The following is a 24089-nucleotide window of genomic DNA, read 5'->3' as shown; positions in this document are numbered from 1 at the left end:
CGCAGCCCAGGTCGGTCACGGCCTGGCCGGCGCAGCAGCGGTGGAGAGGAGCCCCGCAAGCCGGGCTGTGGAGGACTGAAGTCGCCGATTCGCAGGCCACCAGAGGATGATGGAGTCATGGCAGAAACCGGAACGCCCAGAGTCGCGGTCTACATCGACTTCGACAACATCGTCATCTCGCGCTACAACCAGCTCTACGGGAAGGCGGCGTTCAGCCGGGATCGCGCGCGGTCCCACGTGCCCTCCGCCGCACCCGAAGGCGATGAGATCTCCGAGCGCCTGCAGGCCGCTCGCGTCGACGTGGGCGCCATCCTCGACTACACCTCGTCGTTCGGGAACATCGTCATCAGCCGTTCCTACGCCGACTGGTCCGAGCCGGTCAACTCCGCGTACCAGAAGGACCTCGTGGACCGCGCGGTCGACCTGACGCAGATGTTCCCCACGACGAAGGCGATGAAGAACGGTGCCGACATCCGCCTCGCCGTCGACGTCGTCGAGGACCTCTTCCGCCTCCCCGACCTCACGCACATCGTGATCGTCGCAGGCGATTCGGACTACATCTCACTCGCCCAGCGCTGCCGACGCCTCGGACGCCACGTGATCGGGATCGGTGTCGCAGGCGCGACGAGCCGAGCCCTCATGGCGGCGTGCGACGAGTTCTCCGACTACGACGACATCCCCGGGATCGTCCGCCCGGTCGTCACGCGCACGCCCCGGACTCCTGCCGCCGTCGAGAGCACGGCGGAGGTCTCCGCTGAGGAGACACCGAAGTCCACGCCCAAGTCCGGCGGGCGTCGTCGCGCCTCGTCCGGGTCCACGCCGACGGCCGAAGCACCAGTCGCCCAGACACCTCCGCGGATCGGCGGCCTCTTCACCGAGCCGGTCTTCAGCCACCGCGACGCCGACGACCTGGACGACACCGACGACGAGACCGCGGACCCCTCCGGCCCCGACGCACAGCGCGCGGCGACCGAGCTCCTCGTTCGTGCGCTCCGCCTCGTGCACGCCAAGAACGACGACGAGGACTGGCTCCTGAACGCCGAGGTGAAGAACCAGATGATCCGCATGGATCCGGCGTTCAAGGAGAAGCCGCTCGGCTACCGCTCGTTCAGCGACTTCATCAACTCCCGCTCCGACCTCGTCGAGGTGAACCCGGACGCGAGCCCCGACGGACGTCGTCTGCGACTGCGCGAACTGGGCTGAGGCCGGCCCCGCAGCCGGAGATCAGCGCCGCAGCAGGACCGTCCGCCTTCGGGCGTCCTGTTCCCGCGCGGATGTCCTGCTGCGGCGCTGCTCAGGCGCCTCGGAAGAACGCCTGGACCGCTGCACTCAGGGCGGTCGGATCGTCGATGTGGCACAGCTCGCGGGCGGAATGCATCGACAGCAGCGGCGTCCCGACGTCGACCGTCCGGATGCCGAGCCGTGTCGCGGTGAGTGGACCGATGGTCGAGCCGCACGGCACCGTGTTGTTCGACACGAAGTCCTGCGAGGGCACACCTGCGGCGGCGCAGCTCCGGGCCCACAGCGCGGCCCCGAGGGCGTCGGTCGCGTAGCGTTGGTTCGCGTTGATCTTGAGCAGTGGCCCGCCACCGGCGATCGGCCGATTGGCCGGGTCGTGGCGCTCCGGGTAGTTCGGGTGGATCGCGTGGCCGGCGTCTGCTGACAGGCACCAGGAGGCCGCATAGGCCTGGAGCCGTTCGGACGTCGTCCCGCCCAGCGATGCGCCGATGCGGGTGAGGACGTCGTCGAGGAACGGACCGCTGGCACCGGACGTCGAGGCCGAACCGAGCTCCTCGTGGTCGAAGGCGGCGAAGACCGTGATGTGTGCGGCGTCGTCGGTCGCTCCCCCGTCACTCGCGGCCAGCAGCGCCGCGAGTCCGGCGTGGACCGAGGTCAGGTTGTCCATGCGTCCGGCGGCGAACAGCTGACCGTCGAGACCGAATAGCCGGGGCTCCTGGGTGTCGGCCACGAGCACGTCGTACCCGGCGATCGCGGTGGGATCGATGCCTGCGATCGCCGCCAGGTGCGCGAGCACGTCGGCGTGGGCGAGGTCACCGACCCCGTACACCGGCTGCAGGTGGCGCTGGCGATCGAGGACGAGGCCGTCGTTGACACCTCGATCGAGGTGCACGGCGAGCTGCGGGATGCGGAGGAACGGGCCGGTCCGGACGAGGTGCACGGTCCCGTCGAGCGTCACCAGGCGTCCGGCGAGTTCGAGCTCGCGGTCGAGCCAGGAGTTGAGGAGCGGTCCGCCGTAGACCTCCACCCCGGCCTGCAGCCACCCGTGGGCGCCGGTCGTCGGCTTCGGCTTGAGCTTGAAGCTCGGCGAGTCCGTGTGCGAGCCGAGAATGCGGAACGGCGTCGTGGCGTGGGCCTGCTCAGATTGCACCCAGGCGATCACCGCGCCCTCGCGTTCGACGAAGAACCGGCCGGCGCCGCCGTCCCAGGACTCGGTCTCGAGCCGCCGGGTGAAGCCGGCCGCCGTGAGGCGCCGAGCACTCTCCGCGACCGCGTGATACGAGGTGGGTGAGGCGACGATGAAGTCGGCGAGGTCGGTGATGTGGGCGACGGAGTCCATCCCATCATCCTCCCACCACCCACGCACCCGGCACGTGGATGCACCAGGCCCTACCCTGGACGGGTGACGAAGACCCGGAGCGACCTCATCGGGCCCGCAAGCGGCCTGTCCGAGGATCGTCGCGGACGGATCGCACGCATCGTCGACGGTTGGTTCTTCGCCTTCGGCACGGCGGCGGCCGTCTTCCTGGCGTACGTGCTGCTCACCGAGGCGTTCGCCCGCGGTTGGGCCCAAGCCTGGTTCATCCTCGTCATCTACCTCGTCATCGCCTACCTGATCCTCCCCCGCCTGCACACCGTGCTGTCGCGCGTCTACCTGCCCGACTACTTCATCGGACGCACCCGCACGCGCGAGGGCATCCTCGGTGATCCCGTGAACCTCGGCCTCCGAGGTCGGGAGGAGCAGATCCACATGGCGATGCTCTCGGCGGGCTGGACGCTCGCCGACGACCTCGGCCTGCGCGCGAACCTGCGGATCGTGACCTCGACGCTGACCAGGCGCAGCTACTCCGAGGCACCCGTCTCGTCGCTCTACCTGTTCGGTCGTCCCCAGGCGTTCTGCTACCAGCAGGAGGTCGACGGCAGTCCGGGGAAGCGGCACCACGTCCGGTTCTGGCCGACCCCCGAGGGCTGGCTGCTCCCGGGCGGCTACCAGGCGGATTGGCTGGCCGCCGGGACGTACGACAGATCGGTCGGCATCAGCGTCTTCACCCTGCAGGTGACCCATCGGATCGCCGACGACGTCGACGACGAACGCGATCACATCGTCGCGTCGATCGCGGCCGCGGACCTCGGGGCGTCGACGTCCGTGATCGACAACTTCTCCACCGGCTACCACTCGCGGAACGGCGGAGGCGACGCGATCGTCACCGACGGCGACCTGCCGATCATCGATCTCAGCGCCGTGGTCGTGCCGCCGGCGGCGACCCTGCCGGCCGCCGACGCTCCCCCGACGCGCTCCCTCCTCCGGGCCGGCGACCCGCGGCCCCTGGACACCACCGTCGGTGTGGTCCTCATGGTCGTCGCGGCACTGTCCACCGTGCTCTCCGGTGTCCTCCTGGTCTCCGATTGGAAGCAGGTCATCTCGGAGGCCCGCGCGACGGCCGCGACGGCCGACGACGTCGTCCTCATCCCGTGGGTCGTCGGAGCCGTGCTGGCCCTGTCGGCCGTGGTGACGCTCTGCTACCTCGTCCTCGCCTGGCGGGTCCATCGGGGAGGCAACCTCGCGCGCCTGCTCGCCATGACCTTCAGCTCGACGTCCATCGCCACCCTCGCCGCGAGCTATGTCGCCGGCGCCGGCGGATTGACGCTGCAGACCAACCTGATCGGCTTCGCGGTCGACTGTTCCATCATCCTCGCCCTCTCCGGAACCGAGGCCCGTGACTGGGCCCGTGGGCGACAACGACGCACCCGGAGGACGAAAGCATGACCGACGCACCCGACCAGACGGACGAGGGGCCACGCCCCGCCACCTCGCTCAAGCGCGCGCTGCTCCTCGGCGCAGCCATCATCACGATCGTCGCCGGGCTGACGGTGCACTGGTCGGTGGCAGCGGCCTGGGCGAACCCCGTGACCAACGCGCTCTACACGGTGCTCGTCGCGCTCCTCCTGGCCTTCGCCGCCCCACGGCGTCCGCTGTGGCAGATCGCCCTCGGCGCGTTCGGCTTCTCGGCGGCGATCGAGTGCTTCCAGGCCACGGGCGTGCCGGCCGCACTCGCGGACCAGTGGCCGCCCTCGGCGCTCGTGCTCGGCACGACGTTCATCCCGACGGACTTCATCTCCTACGCCCTGGGCGCGGCGGCGTTCCTGTTCCTGTCGCTCGCCATGTCGCTGGTGATCCGCTGGGTTCGCAACGACATCCTCGAACGACGCACACGGGCGGACCGGGCGGCGCGGCGCCGATCGGACTCATGACCCGCCTGACGGGTGCCCTAGCCGCGAGTCGTCTCCCCGTACTGGACGTGCTCGAGGTCGAAGACGGCCTCCGCCAACGCCGACCTCGCCGCTTCGAACTCGACGTCGTCGGGGTGGCCCACCACCCGTGCGTGCTCGAGGTGCCAGGTGGCACTGCGCAGGAGTTCGACGGTCGTCGGAGCGGGGGAGGGCGCTCGCGTCGAGGCCGCGGGTGACGCGTCGGCGTTCGCCGCTCCGCCGGGGACGAACTCGATCGTGTTCGATTCCGCCGGAGCGTCGTCCTGCGCGTATGCCTTCTTCTTCATATGTCCTTCGTTGAGCTCGTGGTCTGTCATGGGTTGCCGGGAGATCGGCTCCAGCGGTGGCGAAGATGCCTGCTGTGGAGCCGAAGTGGAATATGCCCCGATTGGAATGTCCGGTTTGGAGCGCTGTTCGGGTCGCGCCATCGCGAGGAGCGTCGGAACACGCCCACGGACGTCCGGAGCATCCGAGGCACCGAGGACCTGGAACCGTTCGAGCCCCCAACGGGACCAAGCGGATGCCGTCCACGCGCAGATGGCCGCGTCGATGAGGTCCTCGCGGTGCTTGTGCGCCGATTCCTTCAGCGGCGACGGTTCCGCGACGAGGAGCGCCGTCACCGGGTGGGTGTCGAGGTCGAGTGGCGGAGTCGCCGAGGTCAGCGCCTGCAGGCGCGAGATGAGGTCGTCACAGACCTCCGCGCGGCGTCGCCGTCGCTCGGCGACGGGGAGACCGGGGTCGAGGCGTTTGTAGCGGGGCCGCGCATCCGGATACCCGAACTCCTCGGCACCCACCAACGTGGTGTGGGGATAGGCCTCGAAGAACACGACGGCATCCGCCGCCGGCGTGCTCAGTCCGTCGAAGTATTGGAACCCCGCCGCCTCCAGCGCCGTGAAGAGCGCGACACCACCGAGCGCGGGCAGGCCGAGGTTCGACGGGTAGGCCGAGACCTGCCAGCGCCCGTACCGCTGCCCGACCTCACGTTCACAGAGACGCATGCCGGTCTCGTTCTGGACGAGCAGAGGGGCGTCGACCGCGATCACGGAGCCCGGTGAGGCGGTGGCGACGATCCAGGCGACGACGGCGTCGATCCCCACGGCCCACCCGGCCTCGATGACGGTCCCGGTCTCGTCGATGCACACCAGTCCCGACTCGTTCGCCGCGCGGGAGCCGGTCCCCTCGCCCCAGGCGAGGTCGACTCCGAGGAAGCGGGTCACGAGCGGTTCCTTCCGGTGGACGCGGCGAGGCACCGCCTCCCGAGCCTACTGGGCAGACGTCGACGACTCCTCGGATCCGGCGGCGGGCCGGAGGTGAGGAGTCGTCGAGCGTCCCGACCACGCGATCAGCCGACCGGGCCCTCGATCAGCGTCACGTCAGCGGTCTGGGAGGTTCCACTCGCCGTGGTCCAGGTGACGGAGACCGTCTGCCCGGGCTCGAGCGTCGCCATCGTCGCCGTCAGGGTCTGAGCGGAGTCGATGGCGACACCGTTGAGGCCGGTGATGACATCGCCGGCTGCGAGGCCGATCGACGCCGCCGGCGTGTTCTCGATCACCGAACCGACCACGGCACCCGGCACGGTCTGGGCTGCGCCGGACGCTGCCAGACCGATCCCGATGAAGGCCGGGTAGCCGATCGTGACGGTGTCGGTCTCGACGCCGGTGCGGATCTGGTCGACGATGGACAACGCGTCGTCGATCGGGATGGCGAATCCGTCGATGGCGGTCCCACCGGAGGAGGCAGCGGTGTCGACGCCGACGACCTCGCCCTCCGAGTCGTAGAGCGGCCCGCCGGAGTCGCCCGATTGGATGTCCGCGTCCGTCTGGATCAATCCGGTCAGCTGCTTGCCCGCCCCGGTCGCCTCATCCTGGACCGTGATGTCCTGCTCGAGGGCGGTCACGGACCCGTCCGCCGCGCTGGGCGTCCCACCCGTGCCGCCGGCGTTCCCGACCCCGGTGACGGCGTCACCGACGGCTGCGCCGCCGTCGTCGTCGATCGTGACGGTGTCCAGCCCTGAGGCGCCGTCGAGCTGCAGGAGCGCGACGTCGTTCGTGGCATCCGTCCCGACGACGCGTGCGTCGTACTGCTCTCCGGTCGCCACGACGGTGACGACGATGCTCGTCGCTCCCGCGACGACGTGGTTGTTGGTCAGGATCTGGCCATCGGCGGTGAGGATCATCCCGGTTCCCGCGGCGGCGGCCCCCTGGTAGGCCAGCTCGGTGTCGATGTCGACGACTCCCACGGATTCAGCGGCGGTGGCACTCCGGGTGTTCGCCGTCGCGGCATCCGGCGTCGCCTGCTGCGGCCCAGGCTGCCCACCGGGAGCGCGGAAGCTCTGACCGCCGTCGTCCGGCACCGTCTCCGTCACCTGTGAGGAGGCGGCGACGCTCTGGAACGCGCCGGCCGCCAGCGAAGCGAGGCCGAGGCCACCGGTCACGAGGGACACGACCGTGGCGGCCGTCGCGGCGGCGATGATCCAGCCGATGGGCTGCTTCTTCGCGGGAGTACCCGTGGTCGACAGCGGCTGAGGGATCGTCTGCTGTCCGTACGGTTGGGGCTGCCAGGTGCCGGAGGGCGCGTACTGGCCCTGGCCGGCGGCGTACGGTCCGTACTGACCCTGCGGGCCCTGGTGATGACCGGACCACACTTGACCGCTCGTCGCGTGGGGAGCCGTCGCGTAACCGAAGGGCGTCGTGGGCTCGCGTCGTTGACCACCCGCGGCCGTGTTCCCGGGGTAGCCGGCCGGGGGAGTGACGTCCACACCGGGCTGGGGCTGGTACGAGCCGGTGGGCGGCTGGTACGGATCGAGAGCGGGGGACGACTGCGGCGTCTCCGCCGCTCGAGTGCCGTCCGTTGGACGCGGCTCAGGGCGTTCTGGGTCTGGGGTGGTGTTCACGGGGATTCCTCTCGGCGGGGGTGCTGAGATCATCTGACTCCCGCAATCCGAGTGAATCGTCTGGTTCGACCATGAACGACCTTTGAGCTTCCCGACCGTTTCCCGGATGACGATCGTGTACAGGCTCCATGCGAGACGCCACCTCAGGGTCGCGTGAGCAACGCCTCCAGCGCAGGGCGGGCCGCTGCCTCGGAGATGTGTCCGGCGACGACGAGTTCCGCGAGCCCGTGGACCGCCGCCCAGACCGCCGTGGTCAGGGCGGCGATGACCTGCGGCTCGGCGCCGGGGGCCAGCGACGCCGTCGTCTCGGCGAGCAGCGCCTCGACGCCTCCGATGAGTGGCGCCATAGCCTCACTCGGTGAGCCGGGGACACAGACTTCGGGGTCGTAGATCAGGCGGAACCGCTCCGGGTGCTGCGCCGCGTAGTGCACATACGTCGAACCGATCCGGACGGCCGCCTCCCGTGGGTCTCGACCCGCCGTCGCCTCCCGCTCTTCGCGCATGGCGTCCAAGAGCTCGGCCATGCCGCGTTCACTCAGCCGCTTCAGGAGCGCGGTCCGGTCGCCGAAGTGGTGGTACGGCGCGTTGTGACTGACCCCGGCACGGCGTGCGACCTCCCGCAGGCTCAACGAAGCATGGCCCTGCGTCCGCATGAGTTCGAGTGCAGCGTCCTCGAGCGCCGGCCCGAGGTTGCCGTGGTGGTACGTCGTCGTCGATCTTGACACAAGCAACATCGTACCCGTAGAGTCGGTTCCAGCCGAAAGTGGACAGTGTCCAGATTCTTGGCACTGTCCAGACCTACAATTGTTGGAGAACTCATGCCCGCCCTCGTCATCGACGGACACCCGAACCCCGGGTCCCTCTGCGCCGCCCTCGCCACCAGCTACGCGGAGGCGCACGGCGACGCCACCGTCCTCGCCGTCCGCGACCTCGCGTTCGACCCGAACCTCCGCCTCGGTTACACCCGCCGTCAAGACCTGGAACCCGACCTCGAACGGGCGTGGGAGCAGATCCTCGCCGCGGACCACATCGTGATCGTGGCTCCGGTCTGGTGGGGATCGGTGCCCGCAGTGCTCAAGGGGTTCTTCGATCGCCTGCTGCTGCCCCGTCGCGCCTACCGGATGAAGTCCAACGGCCTCCCTGAGGGGCTGCTGGCGGGCCGTACCGGTCGGGTGATCGTCACGTCGGACTCGCCCTCGTGGTACCTGCCGCTCGTCGGCGACACGACGGTGAAGCAACTCCGTACCACCACCCTCCGGTTCTGCGGGATCAAGCCGGTCGCCGTGAACCGGTTCGGTCGGGTGAAGGATTCGACCGTGGAGCAGCGTCAGCGGTGGCTCGCGAAGGCGGCGCAGAACGGTCGCACCGACGCGGCGCGACGGAATCCTCGCCCCTCCGCAGCCCCGGCGGAGCTGGTCAGTGGCCGTCGACCAACCGGATGAAGGCACTGAGCTCGGCCACGCCCTCCGGCGTGACCGGCAGGTACTCGGTGAGCGCGGGGGAGTGCACGAGGTACGCCGCCCACTGGGCGCGGGAGATCCCGACGTTCAGTCGGTTCTTCATCAACAGGAACGACATGCCCCGCGGGACGTCGGCGGGGGAGGACGCGGCCAGCGACACGATCGCGATGACGGCTTCCTGACCCTGGAACTTGTCGACGGTCCCGACGCGCACCGCGTCGAACCCGGCCGCGTCGAGCGTCGCTCGGACGACGGCGACGTGGGCGTTGTAGGGACAGACGACGATGATGTCGGCCTCGCCCACCGGGTCGTCGATGCGGCCGGCATCCGGATCGGTCCAGCGGAGCCCGATGCTCGACCGGACGAGCTCGGCGACGCGGTCGGCCTCCTCCTGCGAACTCGTCGCGTTTCCGACGTGGTGGACCGGGACGACGTGCAGTCCCGGCGCACGACCCTCCAGACGCCGCTTCGTCGTGGCCGCTGCTGAGCGCAGCTCGCCGCCGTACGACAACCGCGAGACCGGCTCGGTGACCGCGGCATCCATCCGCCAGGTCTCGTGGAGGAAGTAGCCGAGTTCCGGAGGGAGGACGTCGCGACCGTCGGCCACGAATCCGAGGGCCGAGGTGTCGATCGGTTCGGGATGCGTCCCCTGGCTCACCTGCGGCAGCTGCTGCGGGTCGCCCAGGAGCAGGAGGTTCCGCGCGGCGACGCTCGCCGCGATCGTGTAGGCGAGCGAGAACTGACCGGCTTCGTCGACGACGAGGAGGTCGAGCGATCTCCGGTCGAACCGGTTGGGGTTGCTGAAGTCCCAGGCCGTCCCGCCGATGACGAAGCCGCCGGTCTGCTCGGCCATGAACGCGCCATGACCATTGGCCGGGAGGACCGTGTAGCCGCGCTCAGCATCCGGGTCGGCACCGGATCGTAGGGTCTTCGCCACGAGCACGGGGGAGAGCCCCGCCTTCACCACACGCTCGAGGAGGTTCTCGACGACGTCGTGCGACTGCGCCACGACCCCGATCCGCCAGCCGTGCTGCTGCACGAGGGCCGTGATGACGTGCGAGGCGACGTAGGTCTTGCCGGTTCCGGGCGGCCCCTGGACGGCGAGCGCCGAGTCGTCGAGGTCGAGCAACGCGGCGGTCACGTCCTCGATCGTCCGCCCGTCTCCGCGGTGGGGGAGCGGCTCACCCGAGCTCGTGCGGGGCGGCCGTCGCCGCAGGATGTCGACGACGCCGTCGTCCGGCCACCCTGGAGCGGCGTCGAGGACCGCTTGCCCCCACTCGGCGATCGCGTCGACCTGTGTTCCGGGTCGCGGGGGAGGAGACGGCGTGAGCGCGACCGGCAGCTCCGTGTAGGGCTCACGATCCGTCTTGAGCGTCTCCTGGATGAGCAGGGAGTCGTCGTCGACCTCGAGGACCGTGATCTGCCCCGCCGGTCGCGAGCCGGGCTCGGCGCGGGGGAGCGTGTACGGTCCCGGGTGGTCGTAGACCGCGAACGGGTCGGCGCCGACCTTCACACTGCTGCCGGGAGCCCATCGGCCGCGGAGTCGGACGTGACGGCGGTCGCTGCGCTGCCGTCCCTCGCGGAACCAGTCGCGCTCGACAATTCCCGAGGTGACGGTGAAGACGTTCCGGGTGTCCTCCCATTCGTCGCGCGCGGCGATGAGTCGGGAGAAGTGCTCCTGCCAGAACGATTTGTGCTCACGCCGGTGGTAGTCGATGGCGGCCGCCGCGAGCGCATACGCGGTGGCGTCGTCGGAGCGTTCGGGGTCGAGGGGGTCTCCGGCCAACGCCGTCAGCGCGTCGTGGAGCGGCGTCGGTTCGTCCACCAGGGGCTCAGGTGCGTCGGTGACGAAGGTGCCCGGCAGCACGCCCCGTTCCGCACCGAGGTCGAGCAACCAGTTCCGCAGCCGACGGGTCGACTCGCAGTCGTACGCGTTGTACTCGGCGATCTCGGCGAGCTTCCGTTCGCCTTCGGCGACGAGCTCCGGGTCGCCGCTCCGACTCAGCTCGCGCGCCTCCGCGTAGGCGGTGATGGATGCCGCGGCGTCGGTGACGTCGCTGTCGCGGTGGTCCTCACCCATGTAGAGCGGCTCGAGCTTCTTGATCGAGTACGACCGCGATCCGACACGCACCGTCTTGCGGACGAACGGGTAGAGGTCGAACAGCACGGCCTCGCGGAGGAGGTCGTCGATCGTGTCCTCCCCGACCCCGTGCCGGGCGGCCAGCGAGAGCAGGTGCGTCCGCTCGTAGGCGGCGTAGTGGTACACGTGCATGCCCGGGAACTCGGCACGGCGGGCGGTGAGGTAGGCGAGGAAGTCGATCAGGGCCGTGCGCTCCTCATGGAAGTCGTGCGCCCACCAGGATCGGAACCGGCCGTCGGTGTCGACCAGGCCGAACAGGTAGTCGATGCCCCACCTCGTGCGGTCGCCCCGTCGGGCGTCGCCCGGCTCGCCCTCGGTGTACAGCGGGTCGCCCTCGAAATCGAAGAAGACGTCGCCCGGATCGGGTTGCGGCAGGAGCCCGAGCGCCGCGGCGTCGTGCACGCGGAACGCCGGCACGCCGGCGGCGGGTGACGGCTCGAGCTGCAGGTGCGCCTGCTCGCGCAGCGCAGCGAGCGTGCTCTCGGCGATGCCGTCGACCGTCCCGCCGGCGCCACCCGACGGCCCGTGCGGCCCTGGTCGCTCGGTCGACCCGGTGAGCGTGAGCGACGCCAGATCGTCGATCGTGGCGATGCCGGCCGCCAGCAGGCGGTCGCGCTGCGTCAACCGGAGCCCGGCCACCAGCAGGACGTCGCGTGAGGCTGTGATCTCGGCGTCGCACCACGCGCATCGTCCGCAGACGCTGTAGCGCTGATCGCCCCAGGCCACCGGGGCGTCGGCTTCGAGCCGTTCGGCGACGATCCGCAGCAGGCGCGCACGGCGGCGACGGTACACCGGCAGGATGTCGGCCACCGCGTGGGTGCTGACGGTGCCGTCTCCCAGGATGAGGTCGACGTCGTCGTCGACCGGGATCCCGGCCGTCTCCAGCTGCTCCACGTAGGCGGCGAGCTGGAGGAGGGCGGTCACCTTCGGTGAGCGCGCGAGTTTGGTGTCCTGCACGCGATACCGGCCGTCGGGCCGGCGCACGATGAAGTCGGCGAAGCCGATGAACGATCCGTCGAAGAACGCGGCCTGGAAGACGACCGGGGCTCCGTCGCGGAACGCCGTGATCGTCGACTCGACGGCTGCGGCGAGCGCCACCGCGTCTCGGACGTCGGGGCGGTCGAGCTCGACGACGCCGGTGCCGAACTCGGCGCGGTACGACTCGAGGACGCGCAGCTCGTGCTGGTCGCCGAGCTTGGAGGTGCGCATCAGCATCTCGTCCTCGGGCTCGACGATCGGTTCGATCCGACCGAGCTTCGCGTCGACCGTGCGCAGGAAGGCGAACTCGCAGTAGGAGGCGTTGGAGAGGTCGCTGGCGCTCGTGATGGCGGAACCGTCGAGGAGGAACATCGGTGCGGTGGGTGCCTTTCGAGACGACTACTGCGGGGGCTGGTCCGCCTCCGATCGCTGTCAGTCTGGCACGCACCACCGACCACGGCGCCGCCGCGGGACGCAGGCTGTCGTCAGCCGAGGGGGAGCCGTCTGTGGAGCGGCGTCGGGCACCCTCAATCCCGCGTCCCCTAGCCTGGACAGCGACCACGACGCCACGGGACAGGAGCGCATGATGACCACCACGATCCAGGTCGTCGCGGGTGTCGCCTCACAGGACGACACCGTGCTCGCATGTCGGCGGGCACCCGGGCGGGCGTCCGGTGGACTGTGGGAGTTCCCCGGCGGCAAGGTCGAGCCCGGCGAGCAACCGCAGGACGCGCTGGCTCGTGAGCTGCGCGAGGAGCTCGACGCCGACGTCGCTGTGGGGGCGCTGCTGGACCGCTCCACCGTCACCGTGGGCGAGCTCGTCATCGACCTCGCCTGCTACGAGGTCGTCTTCCGAGGGGCACCCCCGGTCCACAGCACGGACCATGACGAACTGCGCTGGGTCACCCGCGAACAGCTCCTCGGACTGGACTGGGCGACCCCCGACCTCCCGATGGTCAGGCGACTCACCGCGAGCTGACCCCGGAGACGCGGCGTGTCAGTCGGCCGCGTGGAGCGGAATGCGCGCGAGCGTGCGTCCACTGAGCACGAGATCGTCGTTGGTCGAGGTGATCGCCAGCTCGGTGACCGTCCACTCGAACAGGGTGACGTCGCGCCAACGCTCGAGGAATGCGGCGAGCGCCGCGGTCTCGGCAGCGTCGAGCTCATCGCGGAAGTGGTGCAGGCCCACCCCGACGAGCGGTGATGGACGCCCACCGACGGCCCGCTGGATGGGGCCGAAGGCGTCCGCGATGGCGGGGAGGTAACAGCGTCCGCGGTTGAAGCCGCCGATGACGGGGCCCGCCAGCCTGACCCGGAAGGGCGTGAACGCGCCGACGCTCGTCCGCAGCCCGTCGAGGAACCCGGAGTCCGCATCGATGGAGGAGAGCGTCGCGTGCAAGCGGTGGGCGCGTCGGAGCTCGATGCCTCGTGCGAGTTTGGGGGCGAAGGGTGCCGAGGCGAGATCGGCCTCGTAGCTCAGGAAGATCGGATCGACGAACAGTCGTTCGATCGGGACGGGGACGACGACCGCCAGGCGCGCCTCGGCGTACCGCCCGCCACGGTAGACGCCGTCAGGACTCGCCGCGAGCGCGAGCGGGTGGTCGGCGTCGATCAGGGGGAGCTGGGCGTACCGGTAGCGCTCGTCGAAGGTCAGGGCCTCACCTGGTCGGAAGGTGGAGCGGACGACGTCCCAGCTGCGGAGGGCGTCGTGCGAGTGCGACGACGTGTCCGCAGCGCTCGAGGCTGTTTCGGGGACATCGACCTCGAACGCCCGGTCGGCGGATCCACCGGTCACCGTCCGGATCAGACCCGTCGCGACGCCGGTCGGCAGCGCGCCGATCGTGTTTCCGGTCGCACCGGCGGGAGAAGGCATGTCGTGAGGTTAGTGGAGCCGTCAGCCCAGCGCGTCGGGGACACCCCGAATTCGGGCGATCGACCCAATTAGCGGCGAGGTCGACCAGAACGCCGACACCAGCGGCCGATCAGTGCGCCTTGCCGGCCTTCCAGTAGCCACAGAACATGACACGGTCCTTCGGCATGCCACCACGGACCCAGAGCCGACGCACGTTCGCGGCCAGGGACTGCTCTCCGACGACCCATCCGTAGCACGGGCTGGGCGGCACGCCGAGGGCCGTCGCGGCCGCCAGCGCCGCTCGTCCAGGGATATCGTGCGGATCCTCTCGGACCACCCATCGCAGCTCGACCCCGTCCGGGACTCGCACGTCCTGCGCGTCGGCGGCGGAGGGGATCTCGACGATCGCCGTCCCGACGGTCGACGCCGGAAGCGAGGTCAGGATGCCTGCGACGGCGGGGAGTCCGGTCTCGTCCGCGACCAGCAGCACCCGGTCGACGTCGGCCGGGAGGTTGAACATGCGCCCCTCGTCCAGCAGTGCCACCGCATCGCCCACCTCGCATGACTGGGCCCAGCTCGCCGCAGGCCCCGCAGTCCCCTCGGCGGCCGACCCGTGGATGACGAAGTCGACGTCCAGCTCCGGCCCGTCGGGCCCGTCGCGCCGGAAATCCCGCACCGTGTAGTTCCGGAGCACCGGTCGCACGGACTTGGAGATCGCGAGGTACTTGGCGTAGGCCAGCATGTCGAGCTTGGTCGGCAGCCGCTCGAGCCCGCCCTCGGAGACCGGGATGAAGAACCGGAACCACTGGTCGTAACCGAGGAACGTGAAGTCGGCGATGTCACCGCCACCGAGGGTGACCCTGGCGATGTTCGGCGAGATACGCGAGCGGCGGACGACCCGCAGCGTGAGGAGTGTCGCCGCCTCGGGTTTGATGCGCGCCGTCTCGGCATTCGTGCGAGCCACTCGAGCCCCTTCCTCCGGCGGCTCCGGCGGCCGCGACTGAGGCTACCCTAACTCAGGTCACCCTTACTTGGAGGATTCGGGTGCGACGGCGTTGACCTTCCGCGAACGGGTGTCGAGCAGCGCGAAGACGAGCGCCACGACGACGAAGCCGATCGTCACGAGGGTGCTGTTGCGGTACGCGTCGTGATAGACGTCGAGCGAGGCGCCCGACGCATCGCCGCCGTTCTCCGAGTACACGGTCGCGTAGAAGGTGGCCGTCGCGGCGGCGAGCCCGACCGCGGTGCCGATGCGCTGGCCGAGCTGACCGATCGATCCGGCGACACCACCGGAGGCCACGGGGATGTCCGCGAGCATCAGCGTCTGGTTGGGAGAGATCACCGCGCCGCCGCCGATGCCGGCCAGGAGCATCGCGGCACCCATCGCGTACGGCGTGATCTCCGGGGGCGTGATGAACGCGAGGAGCGAGTTGAGACTGAACCCCACCACGACCAGTACGAGCCCACCGACGACCAGGGGGCGTCCGAGGCGGTCGACGACCCGCCCGCTCAACCACGAGCTGACGGCCGAGGCGAGGGCGAAGGGGATCGTGATCATGCCCGCGAAGACCGGCTCGAGCCCGAGCCCCTGCTGCACGAACAGCGTGAGCGTGAGGAAGGTGGCCGGCATCGCCGCGAAGTACGTCGTGGAGATCAGGACGCCGTTGCGGTAGCTGCCGAGCTTGAACAGGGAGAAGTCGACGACGGGTGTCTTCCCGGCGCGTTGGTAGCGACCCTCCCACCAGGCGAAGAGGCCGGCGAAGACGGCGAACGCGACCAGCAACCACCAACGCGCCGGGTCGTCGCCCGGGGAACCGGTCGTCAGGACGAACGGCAGCATGAGCGACAGCACGGCGAGACCGAGGAACACGATGCCCACCGGGTCGAGCGATCCGGCACCCGCCTCGTGCGGCTGCTGCTTGGGCAGCAATCGGGCGGCGATCGGCAACAGAATGATCGCGAGCGGGACGTTCATCCAGAAGAGCAGGCGCCAGCCGTCCTCCGGGCCGCCGATGGCGATGAGCAGACCGCCGAGCGTCGGTCCGAACGCCGTCGAGAGGCCGATGATGGCTCCGAAGAGCCCGAAGGCGCGGCCGCGCTCCTTCCCCACGAACAACTGCTGGATGAGCCCGATGACCTGCGGCATCAGCAGACCCGCGGCGATGCCCTGGAGGATCCGCCCGCCGATGAGGATGCCGACGCTCGGTGCGACGGCGCACGCGAGACTGGCCGCCCCGAACACGCTCAGGCCGATCATGAACATGCGACGCCGCGAGTGCAGGTCGCCGTAACGCCCGGCGGGCACGAGGATGAGACCGAAGGCCAGGGCGTACCCGGCGACGATCAGCTGCAGGGCGGTCGGGCCGGCGTCGAGCGCCTGCTCGATCGACGGCAGTCCGACATTGACCTTCGAGAGGTCGAGGATCGTGAGGGCGGCGACCGACACGCAGATGGCGAACGCGCGCCACTTCGTCCGGTCGTCGGGGGCGGTTCGCTCGTCAGTCATCCTGGCCAGCCTAGGCCCGCGTCAACCCGGTCCGCCCCGGCTTGACGGGCACGAATCCACCGTCCTGTGCAGCATCTTCAGCCTCAGAACCGGCTCAGACGATGACGGGGCAGCCGTCACGGGCTACGCTCGGAAGATGCATATGGATGCCCCTCGCGGGCTGCAAGACCCCGACGAACTGGCCGAACGACACCGCATGCTGGCCGAGTCGCCGGCACTCGCACCGCTGCGCGACTGGTCGGACGCGATGATGACCCGCCGAGGACGGCGGCAGGCGGACCTCGTCCTCCCGCTCGTCGACCCGGCCGACGCGGCCGTCAACGCGAAGACGCTGATCCTCCTCGACGCCCCGGGGACGCTTGCTCCCGACAGCCTCGACGCCCCGGGATCCGGCTTCGCCTCGGTCGACAACGACGACCCGATCGCCGAGAGCCTCTGGAATCTGCGGAACGACATCGGCTTCGACGACGTCATGGTGTGGAACATCGTCCCGTGGTACCTGAGCGCCGGGCGGAAGAAGCCGAACGCGCCCGAGGTCGCTCAGGGAGCGATGGAACTGCGCGCCCTCCTGCCCCTCCTCAAGAACCTGCGCGTCGTCGTCCTCTGCGGACCCCACGCCCAGGACGGTTGGTGGAAGCACGTCGAGCCCCTGCTCGGCAACACCTACAGCGCCTTCAACGCTCCGCACCCCTCGCCCTTGTCGCTGAAGCAGCCGGGTCGTCGCGAGGAGATCGAGAAGGTCTTCGCCCGCGCCAAACAGGTCGCCGGCTGATCACACACCCCTTTCGCAACCCCTTCGCCCGTCGGGCGAGGGGGTTGCGTGCATCTGAGGCCTCGTTAGGGTCGATGGACGAGGAGAGGAGCATCACATGGACATCGGCACCATCGTCATCCTCGCCGCGCTCGTCCTCCTGGCGATCGCGGCCGTCTGGTACGTGTCACGGCGCGACCGCGCCGCCCGCTCGGCCGACGAACACCATTCGCACGACAACGACGCGGAGGTCGAGCGCGAACGCGCGAGAGGCCTCGCGGAGGGCACCGGCGGCGTGCCGCGCCGTGGCGGCGGCCCGATGGGGTTCTGACCCCGCGAGAGCGCAGCAACGGTCGCCATCCACGAGGCATGGCGACCGTTTCCGCGCTCTCGGCGGTGGGCTCTAGACGAGCGGCGGGAGGCCCGCTGCGACGCGAGCGCCCAGCGTGCCGTCGACGGCGGTCCAGTAGGCGATGACCCGGGCACGGAGCTCGGGGCGCGTCACCTTCGAGACGTGGCCGATGATGTTGCCGACGAGGCGGTCGCGGGCGGCGTCGTCGAGCACCTCGCGCACGAGGGTCCCGGCCTGGCCGAAGTCGTCGTCCTCGGCGTGCAGCGTCGCGGCTGCCCGCACGAGCTCGCCGTCGGACTGCCAGCCGTTGGACTCAGCGGCGCGCGCAGGGTCGGCGTGGGCGCCACCGACCGAGTTGGGTGCGTAGACCGGCGCGTCCGCGTCGTTGAAGGTGTAGCGCATGGCACCTTCCTTCGAGTACGTGTGCACCGGCGCGTGCGGCGCGTTGACCGGCAGCTGTGCGTGGTTGGTGCCCACGCGGTAGCGGTGTGCGTCCGCGTAGCTGAAGATGCGGGCCAGGAGCATCTTGTCGGGGCTCGCCGCGATTCCGGGGACGAAGTTCGACGGCGCGAAGGTCGCCTGCTCGATCTGCGCGAAGTAGTTCTCCGGGTTGCGGTCGAGGGTCATCTTGCCGACCTCGATGAGCGGGTAGTCGCTGTGCGGCCAGACCTTGGTGAGGTCGAACGGGTTGAAGCGGTAGCCCGCGGCGTCGGCGTAGGGCATGACCTGCACGGACAGCGTCCAGCTCGGGTGCTCACCGCGGGTGATCGCCTCGGAGAGGTCGCGGATGTGGAAGTCGGCGTCCTCGCCGGCGATCTGGTCGGCCTGGTCCTGCGTGAGGATCTCGATGCCCTGGTCGGTCTTGAAGTGGTACTTCACCCAGAAGCGCTCGCCTGCGGCGTTGACCCACTGGTAGGTGTGCGACCCGAAGCCGTCCATGTGCCGCCAGGAGCCCGGCAGGCCGCGGTCGCCCATGAGCCAGGTGACCTGGTGCGCGCTCTCGGGGGAGAGCGTCCAGAAGTCCCACTGCATGTCGTGGTCGCGCAGGTGCGAACCCGGGAGACGCTTCTGCGAGCGGATGAAGTCGGGGAACTTGATGCCGTCGCGGATGAAGAACACCGGCGTGTTGTTGCCGACGAGGTCGTAGTTGCCCTCGCTCGTGTAGAACTTCAGCGCGAAGCCACGGGGGTCGCGCCAGGTGTCGGGGCTGCCCTGCTCACCGGCGACGGTGGAGAAGCGTGCGAGCATCTCGGTCTCGACGCCCGGCTGGAACAGCGCGGCGCGCGTGAACTGGGAGACGTCACCGGTCGTGACGAACCGTCCGAACGCACCGCCGCCCTTGGCGTGGACGACACGCTCCGGCACCCGTTCGCGGTTGAACTGCGCGAGCTTCTCGACCAGGTAGTGGTCGTGGAGCGCGATCGCTCCGTCTGCGCCGACGCTCTGGGAGTGCTCGTCGCTCGCGACGGGTGCTCCGCTGTTGGTGGTGGTGTAGCTGGTCTCGGACATGTCTCTCCTCGAGGGTGGGGCTGGTCGGACGGTCGGATGGATTCAGCACTGCCACCTTGGCGGTGACAGCTGACGATCGGCATGGAGGTGCCGTCGAGTGGTCTGTGGAACGGCGTCAGGCAGCATCCGCCTGGCACGCGGGGCATACGCCCCAGAACGTGATCTCGGCCGTGTCGATGACGTACCCAGCCGTGTCGTCGGGGTGCATGCATGGCGCCGCACCCTGCGTGCAGTCGACGTCGACCACGGCGCCGCACGAGCTGCACACCAGGTGATGGTGGTTGTCGTCGACGCGCAGCTCGTACCGGCCGGGATGGCCGTCCGGTTCGATCCTGCGCACGAGACCGGCTGCGACGAAGGCGTTGAGCACGCTGTACACGGCCTGTGGGGAGGTCTGCGGGGCTCGCGGCTTCAAGGACGCGACCACCTGCTCCACATCAGCGTGCGGTGTCCGGGCGAGGATCTCGAGGACGGCGAGGCGTCCCGTGGTCACCCGCAGCCCGGCTGCCCGGATCTTCGTGTTGAAGTCGAACGTCGCCGACTCCACCTCCAATCCGTTCATGCAGCCACCGTACCGAGTTGTTTTGAATTAGTCAAAATAAGGACTTCCCCTCCGCGTTGTCCCGCAGCCACCCCAACTCTAATATCAGATATGAGTTGTGGACCGATGGATGACGCCGGATGTGGAGAATTCCCGGTCACGGCGGGGGAGCGCGGGCTACAGCTCGACGGTCAACAGGGGCCGCAGCGAACGTCGGGTCTCCTCGGCCATGTCCACCGAATCACGGTCGAGCAGCCACTGCAGCTGGAGACCGTCCATCATCGCGATGAGCATGCGTGCCGCGCTCGCAGGCTCGACGCCGGCCACCAGCTGGCCCTCGCGCGCCATCACCTCGAAGGAGACGGTCATCCCGTCGATCAACCAGCTGTACCGCCGGACGAAGTGCTCGTGCGCCGGGTGGTCCGGTGAGGTCGCCTCGGCGGACAGGACGCAGTGGAGCTCGACGAGACCGGGGACGCGCATGTTGTGCTCGACGAGGCGGAGGAGCCCGCGGATGCCTTCGATGCCGCTCCCGATCTCGATGCCGGACTCCTCGCGATCCCGGTCGTCCCGGAAGTCGAGGATCGCGGCGAGTAGATCGTTCTTGGTCGAGAAATGGTGGAGGAGGCCGGCCTGGCTCATGCCCACGCGCTCCGCGACCTCGCGGAGCGATCCACTGCGGAACCCCTGCTCGGCGAAGACGTCCATCCCCGCCTCGAGGATCTCCCGGCGTCTCGCCGCCGTCTTGGCGTAACTGCCGCGGGAGCGGCCCGTCTGCGTCACCGTCATCCTGCGATCGTATCGGGCGTGCGGTCCGCCGGCGAAGGGTTCCCGAGGCGCCCCTAGCCCGGTCCTTCCCCAGGTGTCCAGCCCGGTACTTCCCCAGGTCCCTGTCGTACGGTGTCGCCATGAGACGCCGCATCGAGCCCGTGTACGACACCGCCGTCGGTGTCGGTCGCTCCCTCTTCGGCTTCTGGCGCCTGCGCCGTCACGCCACCGGCATCGAGCACCTCCCCGACGAGGGGGGCGCGGTGGTCGCGATGACCCACTTCGGGTACCTCGAGTTCGCACTCGTCGAGTGGGCGACCGTGCTCCACAACCGCCGCCGTATCCGCTTCATGGCCAAGCAGGGTGCCTTCGACCAGCCCATCGTGGGCCGTCTCCTCCGGAGCATGCGGCACATCGCCGTCGACATGCGTGCCGGTGCGGCCGCCTATGCCGACGCCGTCGCAGCGCTCCGCAGCGGCGAGCTGGTCGGGGTCTTCCCCGAGGCCGGTGTCAGCGCCTCGTTCACCGTCCGCGAGCTCAAGTCGGGCGCGGTGCGCCTCGCGCAGGAGGCCGGCGTGCCGATCATCCCCGTCGCGGTCTGGGGCGGTCATCGCCTCATGACGAAGAACCACCGGGTCGGCTTCCGCGAGCGGTTCGGGGTCCCCGTGCACTTCTCGTTCGGCGAGCCGATCATCGTCGCGCCCGGTGATGACGTCGGCACGAGTACCGAGCAGCTCCGCGACCGTCTGCAGGGCATGGTCGACGAGCTGCAACGCGACTATCCCGTCGATGGGACCGGGGCGTGGTGGCAACCTCGCGCCCTGGGCGGAACGGCTCCCACGCCTGCCGAGGCTGCAGCCGCCGACCTCGAACGCGAGCGCCGACGTGAGGCGCGTCGGCAGACGGCGAGCTGAGCGCACGTCCGCCGCGGTCTATCCTGTGGAGGTGCCACCTCTGACCTCGTCGACCCACCCCGCAGGGCATCGTCGCTCTGCCAGCCCGCGCTCCGAGCGGAGCGTGGCACCGTGAGTCGCGGGTGGAACGGCTTCGTCGCGAAGTCGACATGGCTCCCGAAGGCCTGGCGCGAACGCGCTGAACGTGCGCTCTCGGAGGACCCCTCGACGCCGGCCACGCCGGACACGAACGACGCCGAGTCCGCAGCGGACCACTCGCCACGGCGCACGCCGGATCCCACATCCCGGGCGACGCCGACACCCCCTACTCAGCAGCCCGACGACTCGGCGCCGCTGGACGACCGCGACGCGCACGCACCCCGGACGCCCGTCGCCGGCCCGGACGTCGGCGAGGTAGCACCAGCCCATGACCGGTCCACGACCGGCCTGGTCGACCCGGTCGCCCTCCCCGTCACCGCGTCGGCCCCGGTCGTCCCCCTGAGCGTCGCCATCACCGATTTCGAGCTCGCCGACGACTCCGTCATCGGCCCCGCGTCCGTCCTCGACAACCTCGAGCTCACGAAGGCCGCCGTGACCCGCGTCGCATCGACGATCCTCACGACCGAGGGCCCGATCGCCGTCCCGCGACTCGTGACCATCGTCGCCCGGCGCTTCGGCGTCGACCGACCGTCCGAGGAGTCCCGCACCGAGCTGTCAGCGCTGGTGACGGAGGCGTTCGTCGTCCAGAACGGCTTCGCCTGGCCCACCGGACTCGACGTCGTCACGTGGCGAGGCGTCCGCCGGGTCGTGCATCGCGATCACCGCGCGGTCACCGACATCAGTCCCGCGGAGATCTGCAACGCCATGGAGCTCGTGATCACCGCGAGCCCCGAGCACGAGGTCGACCGCGAGCAGCTGCCGATGCAGGCGGCGTCCGTGCTCGGCTACGGTCGCCTCGGTGAGACCGCTCGACGCTGGCTGGACCTCACGCTCGCCCAGGCGGTGCTCCACGGTCGTCTCGTCGAGGACGGCGAACGCATCCGCCTGCCCTGACGCCGATCGTTCAGCGGACGGGCGGACCCTGCTGGCCGAACGGCAGACTCGTGTCGGTGACGCCGTCGATGAAGGCGTCCATGCGCTGGAGGTTGAACCGGCCCTGGTCGTTGAGCAGGAACTGGTACTCGTGCTCGAGCCCCGGTCGGAAGTCCGGGTTGAAGATCATCGATTGCACGTCCACACCGAGGCTCTGGAGCTTCGCCTTGAACTCGACCGACTGCGGGTAGAGGGGATCCCAGTTGCCGACCGTGATGTACGTCGGTGGATACTTCGCCGTCAGATAGTCGACGACGGACGCGGACGCCACCTCCGGTCGGGTCTTGTAGTCGCGCGCTCCGAAGTACGACCAGAGCACCGTGTCGAGGAACCACCCGAAGCTGCCCTCGGCGTTGACCAGGCTGAGGTCGTAGGCCCCGCAGGCGAGGACCACCCCGGCGAGCTGCTCCGGTTCGATCGGCGATTCGACCTTGATGGAGCTGGCGTACTCGGAACTCGTGACCACGTTCGCGACCTGGGCGGCGATCTGGGCACCGGCGGAGTCGCCGGCGAGGATGAGCTTGGACGAATCCACGTTGAGCGCGCGTGCGTTGGCGTCGAGGTAGCCGAGCGAGTCGGCGACCTGCTCGATGGGCAACGGGTACTGGCCCTCCGGCGCGATCGTGTACTCGACCGCGATCGCCGTGTACCCCTCGCCGGCCAGCACGCGCATGTAGTTGGAGATGAGTTCCTTGCTGCCGGAGATCCAGGCTCCGCCGTGTACCCACACGATCGTCGGGAGGGCTGCGCCACTGCCACGGACGCCATCGGGCGTGTAGACGTCGAGCAGCGCGTCGGCGTCGCCGGAGCGGTACGGGATGTCCCGCCTGACGTCGACACCGTCGGGGACGTACTTCACGAGGTCGGATTGCACGACCTTGGCCCGTTCGTCGAACGCCATGCGGATGACCATCGAGCCCGGCCACGGGGTCAACTGCAACCAGACGACGATCACCAGCGCGATGGCGAGGATCACGCCGATGATCCAGAACATCGTGTTGCGGACGACACGCAGGAAGCGCGCGAAGCCCGAGCGAGGGGGTGCTGTCCTCAAGCGATTCACCTCCTGGCGGGTCTGGACGGCGGCGCTGCCTGGCGGAACACGAACCTCCAGTCTCGCATTCGATCGCACTCCGCCGGCGCCCGGGAAGTTTTTCGACGGATTCCGTGACGAATGCCCGCCGAGGTGCGTCTTACCCGATGACCGGACATCATCACCGGTTTCCAACGCAGACGAAGGAGAACGCCATGAGTGCATCGGACAAGATCCAGAACGCCGCTGAGGACCTCGCGGGCAAGGCGAAGGAAGCTCTGGGCAAGGTCACCGGCGACGACAGCAAGGTCGCAGAGGGCAAGGCCGACCAGACGAAGGCCGACGCCAAGAAGGCCGGCGAGAATGTCAAGGACGCGTTCAAGCACTAGTCCTCGCGATACAGTGGCTGCCCCCGCTCACCGGCGGGGGCGGTAACACGGTCGACCGGCACCCCGTTCGATCCAGCAATCACATTTGGAGACATCATGAGTTTTCTCGGCTTCCTGCTGCTCGGCCTCATCGCCGGCGCCCTCGCCAAGGCAATCCTTCCGGGCCGTCAGGGCGGCGGCTGGTTGATCACGCTGCTGCTCGGCGTCGTCGGAGCACTGCTCGGCGGCTGGCTCGGTGGCATCCTGTTCGGCGCGAACCTGCAGGAGTTCTTCTCCCTGCAGACGTGGCTCCTCGCCATCGGCGGATCCATCGTCGTGCTCCTCATCTACGGCGCGCTGACCCGCAACAAGAAGGCGTAAGCGCCTCCACACAGCACTCGGACGCCCGGCCCCTCCAAGGGGCCGGGCGTTCGTGCGTGCTGG

General features: G+C 69.6%; 23 protein-coding genes. 11 read left to right on the top strand and 12 right to left on the bottom strand.

Translation table 11 applies throughout. From position 1 onward, the window contains the following. The first annotated feature begins 117 nt into the window (after positions 1-117). Complete coding sequence (locus tag IFU11_RS19255) at positions 118-1203, top strand: NYN domain-containing protein (RefSeq protein WP_192019996.1); 1086 nt, start codon at positions 118-120, stop codon at positions 1201-1203. Between the two features lie 91 nt (positions 1204-1294). On the opposite strand, the gene IFU11_RS19250 is transcribed toward IFU11_RS19255, so the two are convergent. Further along, positions 1295-2578 (bottom strand): M18 family aminopeptidase, encoded by a 1284-nt coding sequence (locus tag IFU11_RS19250; RefSeq protein WP_192019995.1) that lies wholly within the window; start codon positions 2576-2578, stop codon positions 1295-1297. A gap of 63 nt (positions 2579-2641) precedes the next feature. Between IFU11_RS19250 and IFU11_RS19245 the strand changes: the two genes are divergently transcribed. After that, positions 2642-4006, top strand: coding sequence for an LssY C-terminal domain-containing protein (locus IFU11_RS19245; RefSeq protein WP_371742841.1), 1365 nt, complete (start codon positions 2642-2644; stop codon positions 4004-4006). Beyond that, positions 4003-4491: a ribosomal maturation YjgA family protein gene (locus IFU11_RS19240; protein WP_192019994.1), complete on the top strand. Its 489-nt coding sequence runs from the start codon at positions 4003-4005 to the stop codon at positions 4489-4491. The genes IFU11_RS19245 and IFU11_RS19240 overlap by 4 nt, the downstream gene beginning before the upstream one ends. A gap of 17 nt (positions 4492-4508) precedes the next feature. Here the strand turns inward: IFU11_RS19240 and IFU11_RS19235 are convergent, their stop codons facing one another. From IFU11_RS19235 to IFU11_RS19225, 3 genes are all read right to left on the bottom strand, one after another. Then, positions 4509-5726 (bottom strand): DUF429 domain-containing protein, encoded by a 1218-nt coding sequence (locus tag IFU11_RS19235; protein ID WP_124767803.1) that lies wholly within the window; start codon positions 5724-5726, stop codon positions 4509-4511. Positions 5727-5851: 125 nt separating this feature from the next. Further along, on the bottom strand, positions 5852-7402 hold the full coding sequence (locus tag IFU11_RS20045; protein WP_371742840.1) for a S1C family serine protease: 1551 nt from the start codon (positions 7400-7402) through the stop codon (positions 5852-5854). Between the two features lie 143 nt (positions 7403-7545). Further along, entirely contained in the window at positions 7546-8127 is a 582-nt protein-coding gene (locus IFU11_RS19225; protein ID WP_229939165.1) for a TetR/AcrR family transcriptional regulator, read from the bottom strand. 93 nt (positions 8128-8220) lie between these two features. On the opposite strand from IFU11_RS19225, the gene IFU11_RS19220 reads away from it, so the two are divergent. Continuing rightward, on the top strand, positions 8221-8844 hold the full coding sequence (locus IFU11_RS19220; RefSeq protein WP_192019992.1) for an NAD(P)H-dependent oxidoreductase: 624 nt from the start codon (positions 8221-8223) through the stop codon (positions 8842-8844). On the opposite strand, the gene IFU11_RS19215 is transcribed toward IFU11_RS19220, so the two are convergent. Continuing rightward, complete coding sequence (locus IFU11_RS19215) at positions 8819-12352, bottom strand: TM0106 family RecB-like putative nuclease (protein ID WP_192019991.1); 3534 nt, start codon at positions 12350-12352, stop codon at positions 8819-8821. The genes IFU11_RS19220 and IFU11_RS19215 overlap by 26 nt on opposite strands. A 214-nt stretch (positions 12353-12566) precedes the next feature. Here IFU11_RS19215 and IFU11_RS19210 point away from each other — a divergent pair, with 214 nt between their 5' ends. Then, entirely contained in the window at positions 12567-12959 is a 393-nt protein-coding gene (locus IFU11_RS19210) for a (deoxy)nucleoside triphosphate pyrophosphohydrolase (RefSeq protein ID WP_124767808.1), read from the top strand. Positions 12960-12977: 18 nt separating this feature from the next. Here IFU11_RS19210 and IFU11_RS19205 read toward each other — a convergent pair whose 3' ends face one another. From IFU11_RS19205 to IFU11_RS19195, 3 genes are all read right to left on the bottom strand, one after another. Then, entirely contained in the window at positions 12978-13853 is an 876-nt protein-coding gene (locus tag IFU11_RS19205; protein ID WP_124767809.1) for a hypothetical protein, read from the bottom strand. Between the two features lie 109 nt (positions 13854-13962). Beyond that, positions 13963-14796 carry a siderophore-interacting protein gene (locus IFU11_RS19200; protein ID WP_124767810.1) on the bottom strand — a complete coding sequence of 278 codons (834 nt, stop codon included), beginning with the start codon at positions 14794-14796 and terminating at the stop codon, positions 13963-13965. Between the two features lie 63 nt (positions 14797-14859). Continuing rightward, complete coding sequence (locus IFU11_RS19195; RefSeq protein WP_124767811.1) at positions 14860-16338, bottom strand: MFS transporter; 1479 nt, start codon at positions 16336-16338, stop codon at positions 14860-14862. Positions 16339-16474: 136 nt separating this feature from the next. On the opposite strand from IFU11_RS19195, the gene IFU11_RS19190 reads away from it, so the two are divergent. After that, positions 16475-17110 carry a uracil-DNA glycosylase gene (locus IFU11_RS19190; RefSeq protein ID WP_158596626.1) on the top strand — a complete coding sequence of 212 codons (636 nt, stop codon included), beginning with the start codon at positions 16475-16477 and terminating at the stop codon, positions 17108-17110. Between the two features lie 97 nt (positions 17111-17207). Then, complete coding sequence (locus IFU11_RS19185) at positions 17208-17420, top strand: hypothetical protein (protein ID WP_137242951.1); 213 nt, start codon at positions 17208-17210, stop codon at positions 17418-17420. A gap of 72 nt (positions 17421-17492) precedes the next feature. Here IFU11_RS19185 and IFU11_RS19180 read toward each other — a convergent pair whose 3' ends face one another. The 3 genes from IFU11_RS19180 to IFU11_RS19170 all read right to left on the bottom strand — a co-directional run bounded on the left by IFU11_RS19180 (position 17493) and on the right by IFU11_RS19170 (position 20280). Continuing rightward, a complete protein-coding gene (locus IFU11_RS19180; protein WP_079704299.1) occupies positions 17493-18950 on the bottom strand; it encodes a catalase in 1458 nt (485 codons plus the stop codon). Between the two features lie 115 nt (positions 18951-19065). Then, positions 19066-19512 (bottom strand): Fur family transcriptional regulator, encoded by a 447-nt coding sequence (locus tag IFU11_RS19175; RefSeq protein ID WP_191939941.1) that lies wholly within the window; start codon positions 19510-19512, stop codon positions 19066-19068. Positions 19513-19668: 156 nt separating this feature from the next. Further along, positions 19669-20280, bottom strand: coding sequence for a TetR/AcrR family transcriptional regulator (locus IFU11_RS19170; RefSeq protein WP_064294065.1), 612 nt, complete (start codon positions 20278-20280; stop codon positions 19669-19671). Positions 20281-20399: 119 nt separating this feature from the next. Between IFU11_RS19170 and IFU11_RS19165 the strand changes: the two genes are divergently transcribed. Both IFU11_RS19165 and IFU11_RS19160 read left to right on the top strand, forming a co-directional pair. Further along, positions 20400-21173, top strand: coding sequence for a lysophospholipid acyltransferase family protein (locus IFU11_RS19165; protein ID WP_124767815.1), 774 nt, complete (start codon positions 20400-20402; stop codon positions 21171-21173). Positions 21174-21284: 111 nt separating this feature from the next. Beyond that, positions 21285-22205: a hypothetical protein gene (locus IFU11_RS19160; RefSeq protein ID WP_124767816.1), complete on the top strand. Its 921-nt coding sequence runs from the start codon at positions 21285-21287 to the stop codon at positions 22203-22205. A 10-nt stretch (positions 22206-22215) separates the two neighbouring features. Here the strand turns inward: IFU11_RS19160 and IFU11_RS19155 are convergent, their stop codons facing one another. After that, positions 22216-23298 carry an alpha/beta hydrolase gene (locus IFU11_RS19155; protein WP_192019990.1) on the bottom strand — a complete coding sequence of 361 codons (1083 nt, stop codon included), beginning with the start codon at positions 23296-23298 and terminating at the stop codon, positions 22216-22218. A 194-nt stretch (positions 23299-23492) separates the two neighbouring features. On the opposite strand from IFU11_RS19155, the gene IFU11_RS19150 reads away from it, so the two are divergent. After that, a complete protein-coding gene (locus IFU11_RS19150; protein WP_064294062.1) occupies positions 23493-23666 on the top strand; it encodes a CsbD family protein in 174 nt (57 codons plus the stop codon). Positions 23667-23762: 96 nt separating this feature from the next. Then, the gene (locus IFU11_RS19145; protein ID WP_064294061.1) at positions 23763-24026 is read left to right on the top strand and encodes a GlsB/YeaQ/YmgE family stress response membrane protein; all 264 of its coding nucleotides are present in this window, start codon (positions 23763-23765) and stop codon (positions 24024-24026) included. The last annotated feature ends 63 nt before the right edge of the window (positions 24027-24089 follow it).

The organism is Plantibacter sp. CFBP 8804 (assembly GCF_014841225.1).
GTDB lineage: Bacteria > Actinomycetota > Actinomycetes > Actinomycetales > Microbacteriaceae > Plantibacter > Plantibacter auratus.
The sequence above is the reverse complement of the archived record's forward strand: the minus strand, read 5'-3'. Positions and strand labels throughout refer to the sequence as shown.

Bases quoted from the DNA above. Each gene is read 5' to 3' on its own strand.
- IFU11_RS19255 (WP_192019996.1), top strand. From the start codon at position 118: ATGGCAGAAACCGGAACGCCCAGAGTCGCGGTCTACATCGACTTCGAC.
- IFU11_RS19250 (WP_192019995.1), bottom strand. From the start codon at position 2,578: ATGGACTCCGTCGCCCACATCACCGACCTCGCCGACTTCATCGTCGCC.
- IFU11_RS19240 (WP_192019994.1), top strand. From the start codon at position 4,003: ATGACCGACGCACCCGACCAGACGGACGAGGGGCCACGCCCCGCCACC.
- IFU11_RS19220 (WP_192019992.1), top strand. From the start codon at position 8,221: ATGCCCGCCCTCGTCATCGACGGACACCCGAACCCCGGGTCCCTCTGC.
- IFU11_RS19215 (WP_192019991.1), bottom strand. From the start codon at position 12,352: ATGTTCCTCCTCGACGGTTCCGCCATCACGAGCGCCAGCGACCTCTCC.
- IFU11_RS19210 (WP_124767808.1), top strand. From the start codon at position 12,567: ATGACCACCACGATCCAGGTCGTCGCGGGTGTCGCCTCACAGGACGAC.
- IFU11_RS19205 (WP_124767809.1), bottom strand. From the start codon at position 13,853: ATGCCTTCTCCCGCCGGTGCGACCGGAAACACGATCGGCGCGCTGCCG.
- IFU11_RS19195 (WP_124767811.1), bottom strand. From the start codon at position 16,338: ATGACTGACGAGCGAACCGCCCCCGACGACCGGACGAAGTGGCGCGCG.
- IFU11_RS19190 (WP_158596626.1), top strand. From the start codon at position 16,475: ATGCATATGGATGCCCCTCGCGGGCTGCAAGACCCCGACGAACTGGCC.
- IFU11_RS19185 (WP_137242951.1), top strand. From the start codon at position 17,208: ATGGACATCGGCACCATCGTCATCCTCGCCGCGCTCGTCCTCCTGGCG.
- IFU11_RS19180 (WP_079704299.1), bottom strand. From the start codon at position 18,950: ATGTCCGAGACCAGCTACACCACCACCAACAGCGGAGCACCCGTCGCG.
- IFU11_RS19175 (WP_191939941.1), bottom strand. From the start codon at position 19,512: ATGAACGGATTGGAGGTGGAGTCGGCGACGTTCGACTTCAACACGAAG.
- IFU11_RS19170 (WP_064294065.1), bottom strand. From the start codon at position 20,280: ATGACGGTGACGCAGACGGGCCGCTCCCGCGGCAGTTACGCCAAGACG.
- IFU11_RS19165 (WP_124767815.1), top strand. From the start codon at position 20,400: ATGAGACGCCGCATCGAGCCCGTGTACGACACCGCCGTCGGTGTCGGT.
- IFU11_RS19150 (WP_064294062.1), top strand. From the start codon at position 23,493: ATGAGTGCATCGGACAAGATCCAGAACGCCGCTGAGGACCTCGCGGGC.
- IFU11_RS19145 (WP_064294061.1), top strand. From the start codon at position 23,763: ATGAGTTTTCTCGGCTTCCTGCTGCTCGGCCTCATCGCCGGCGCCCTC.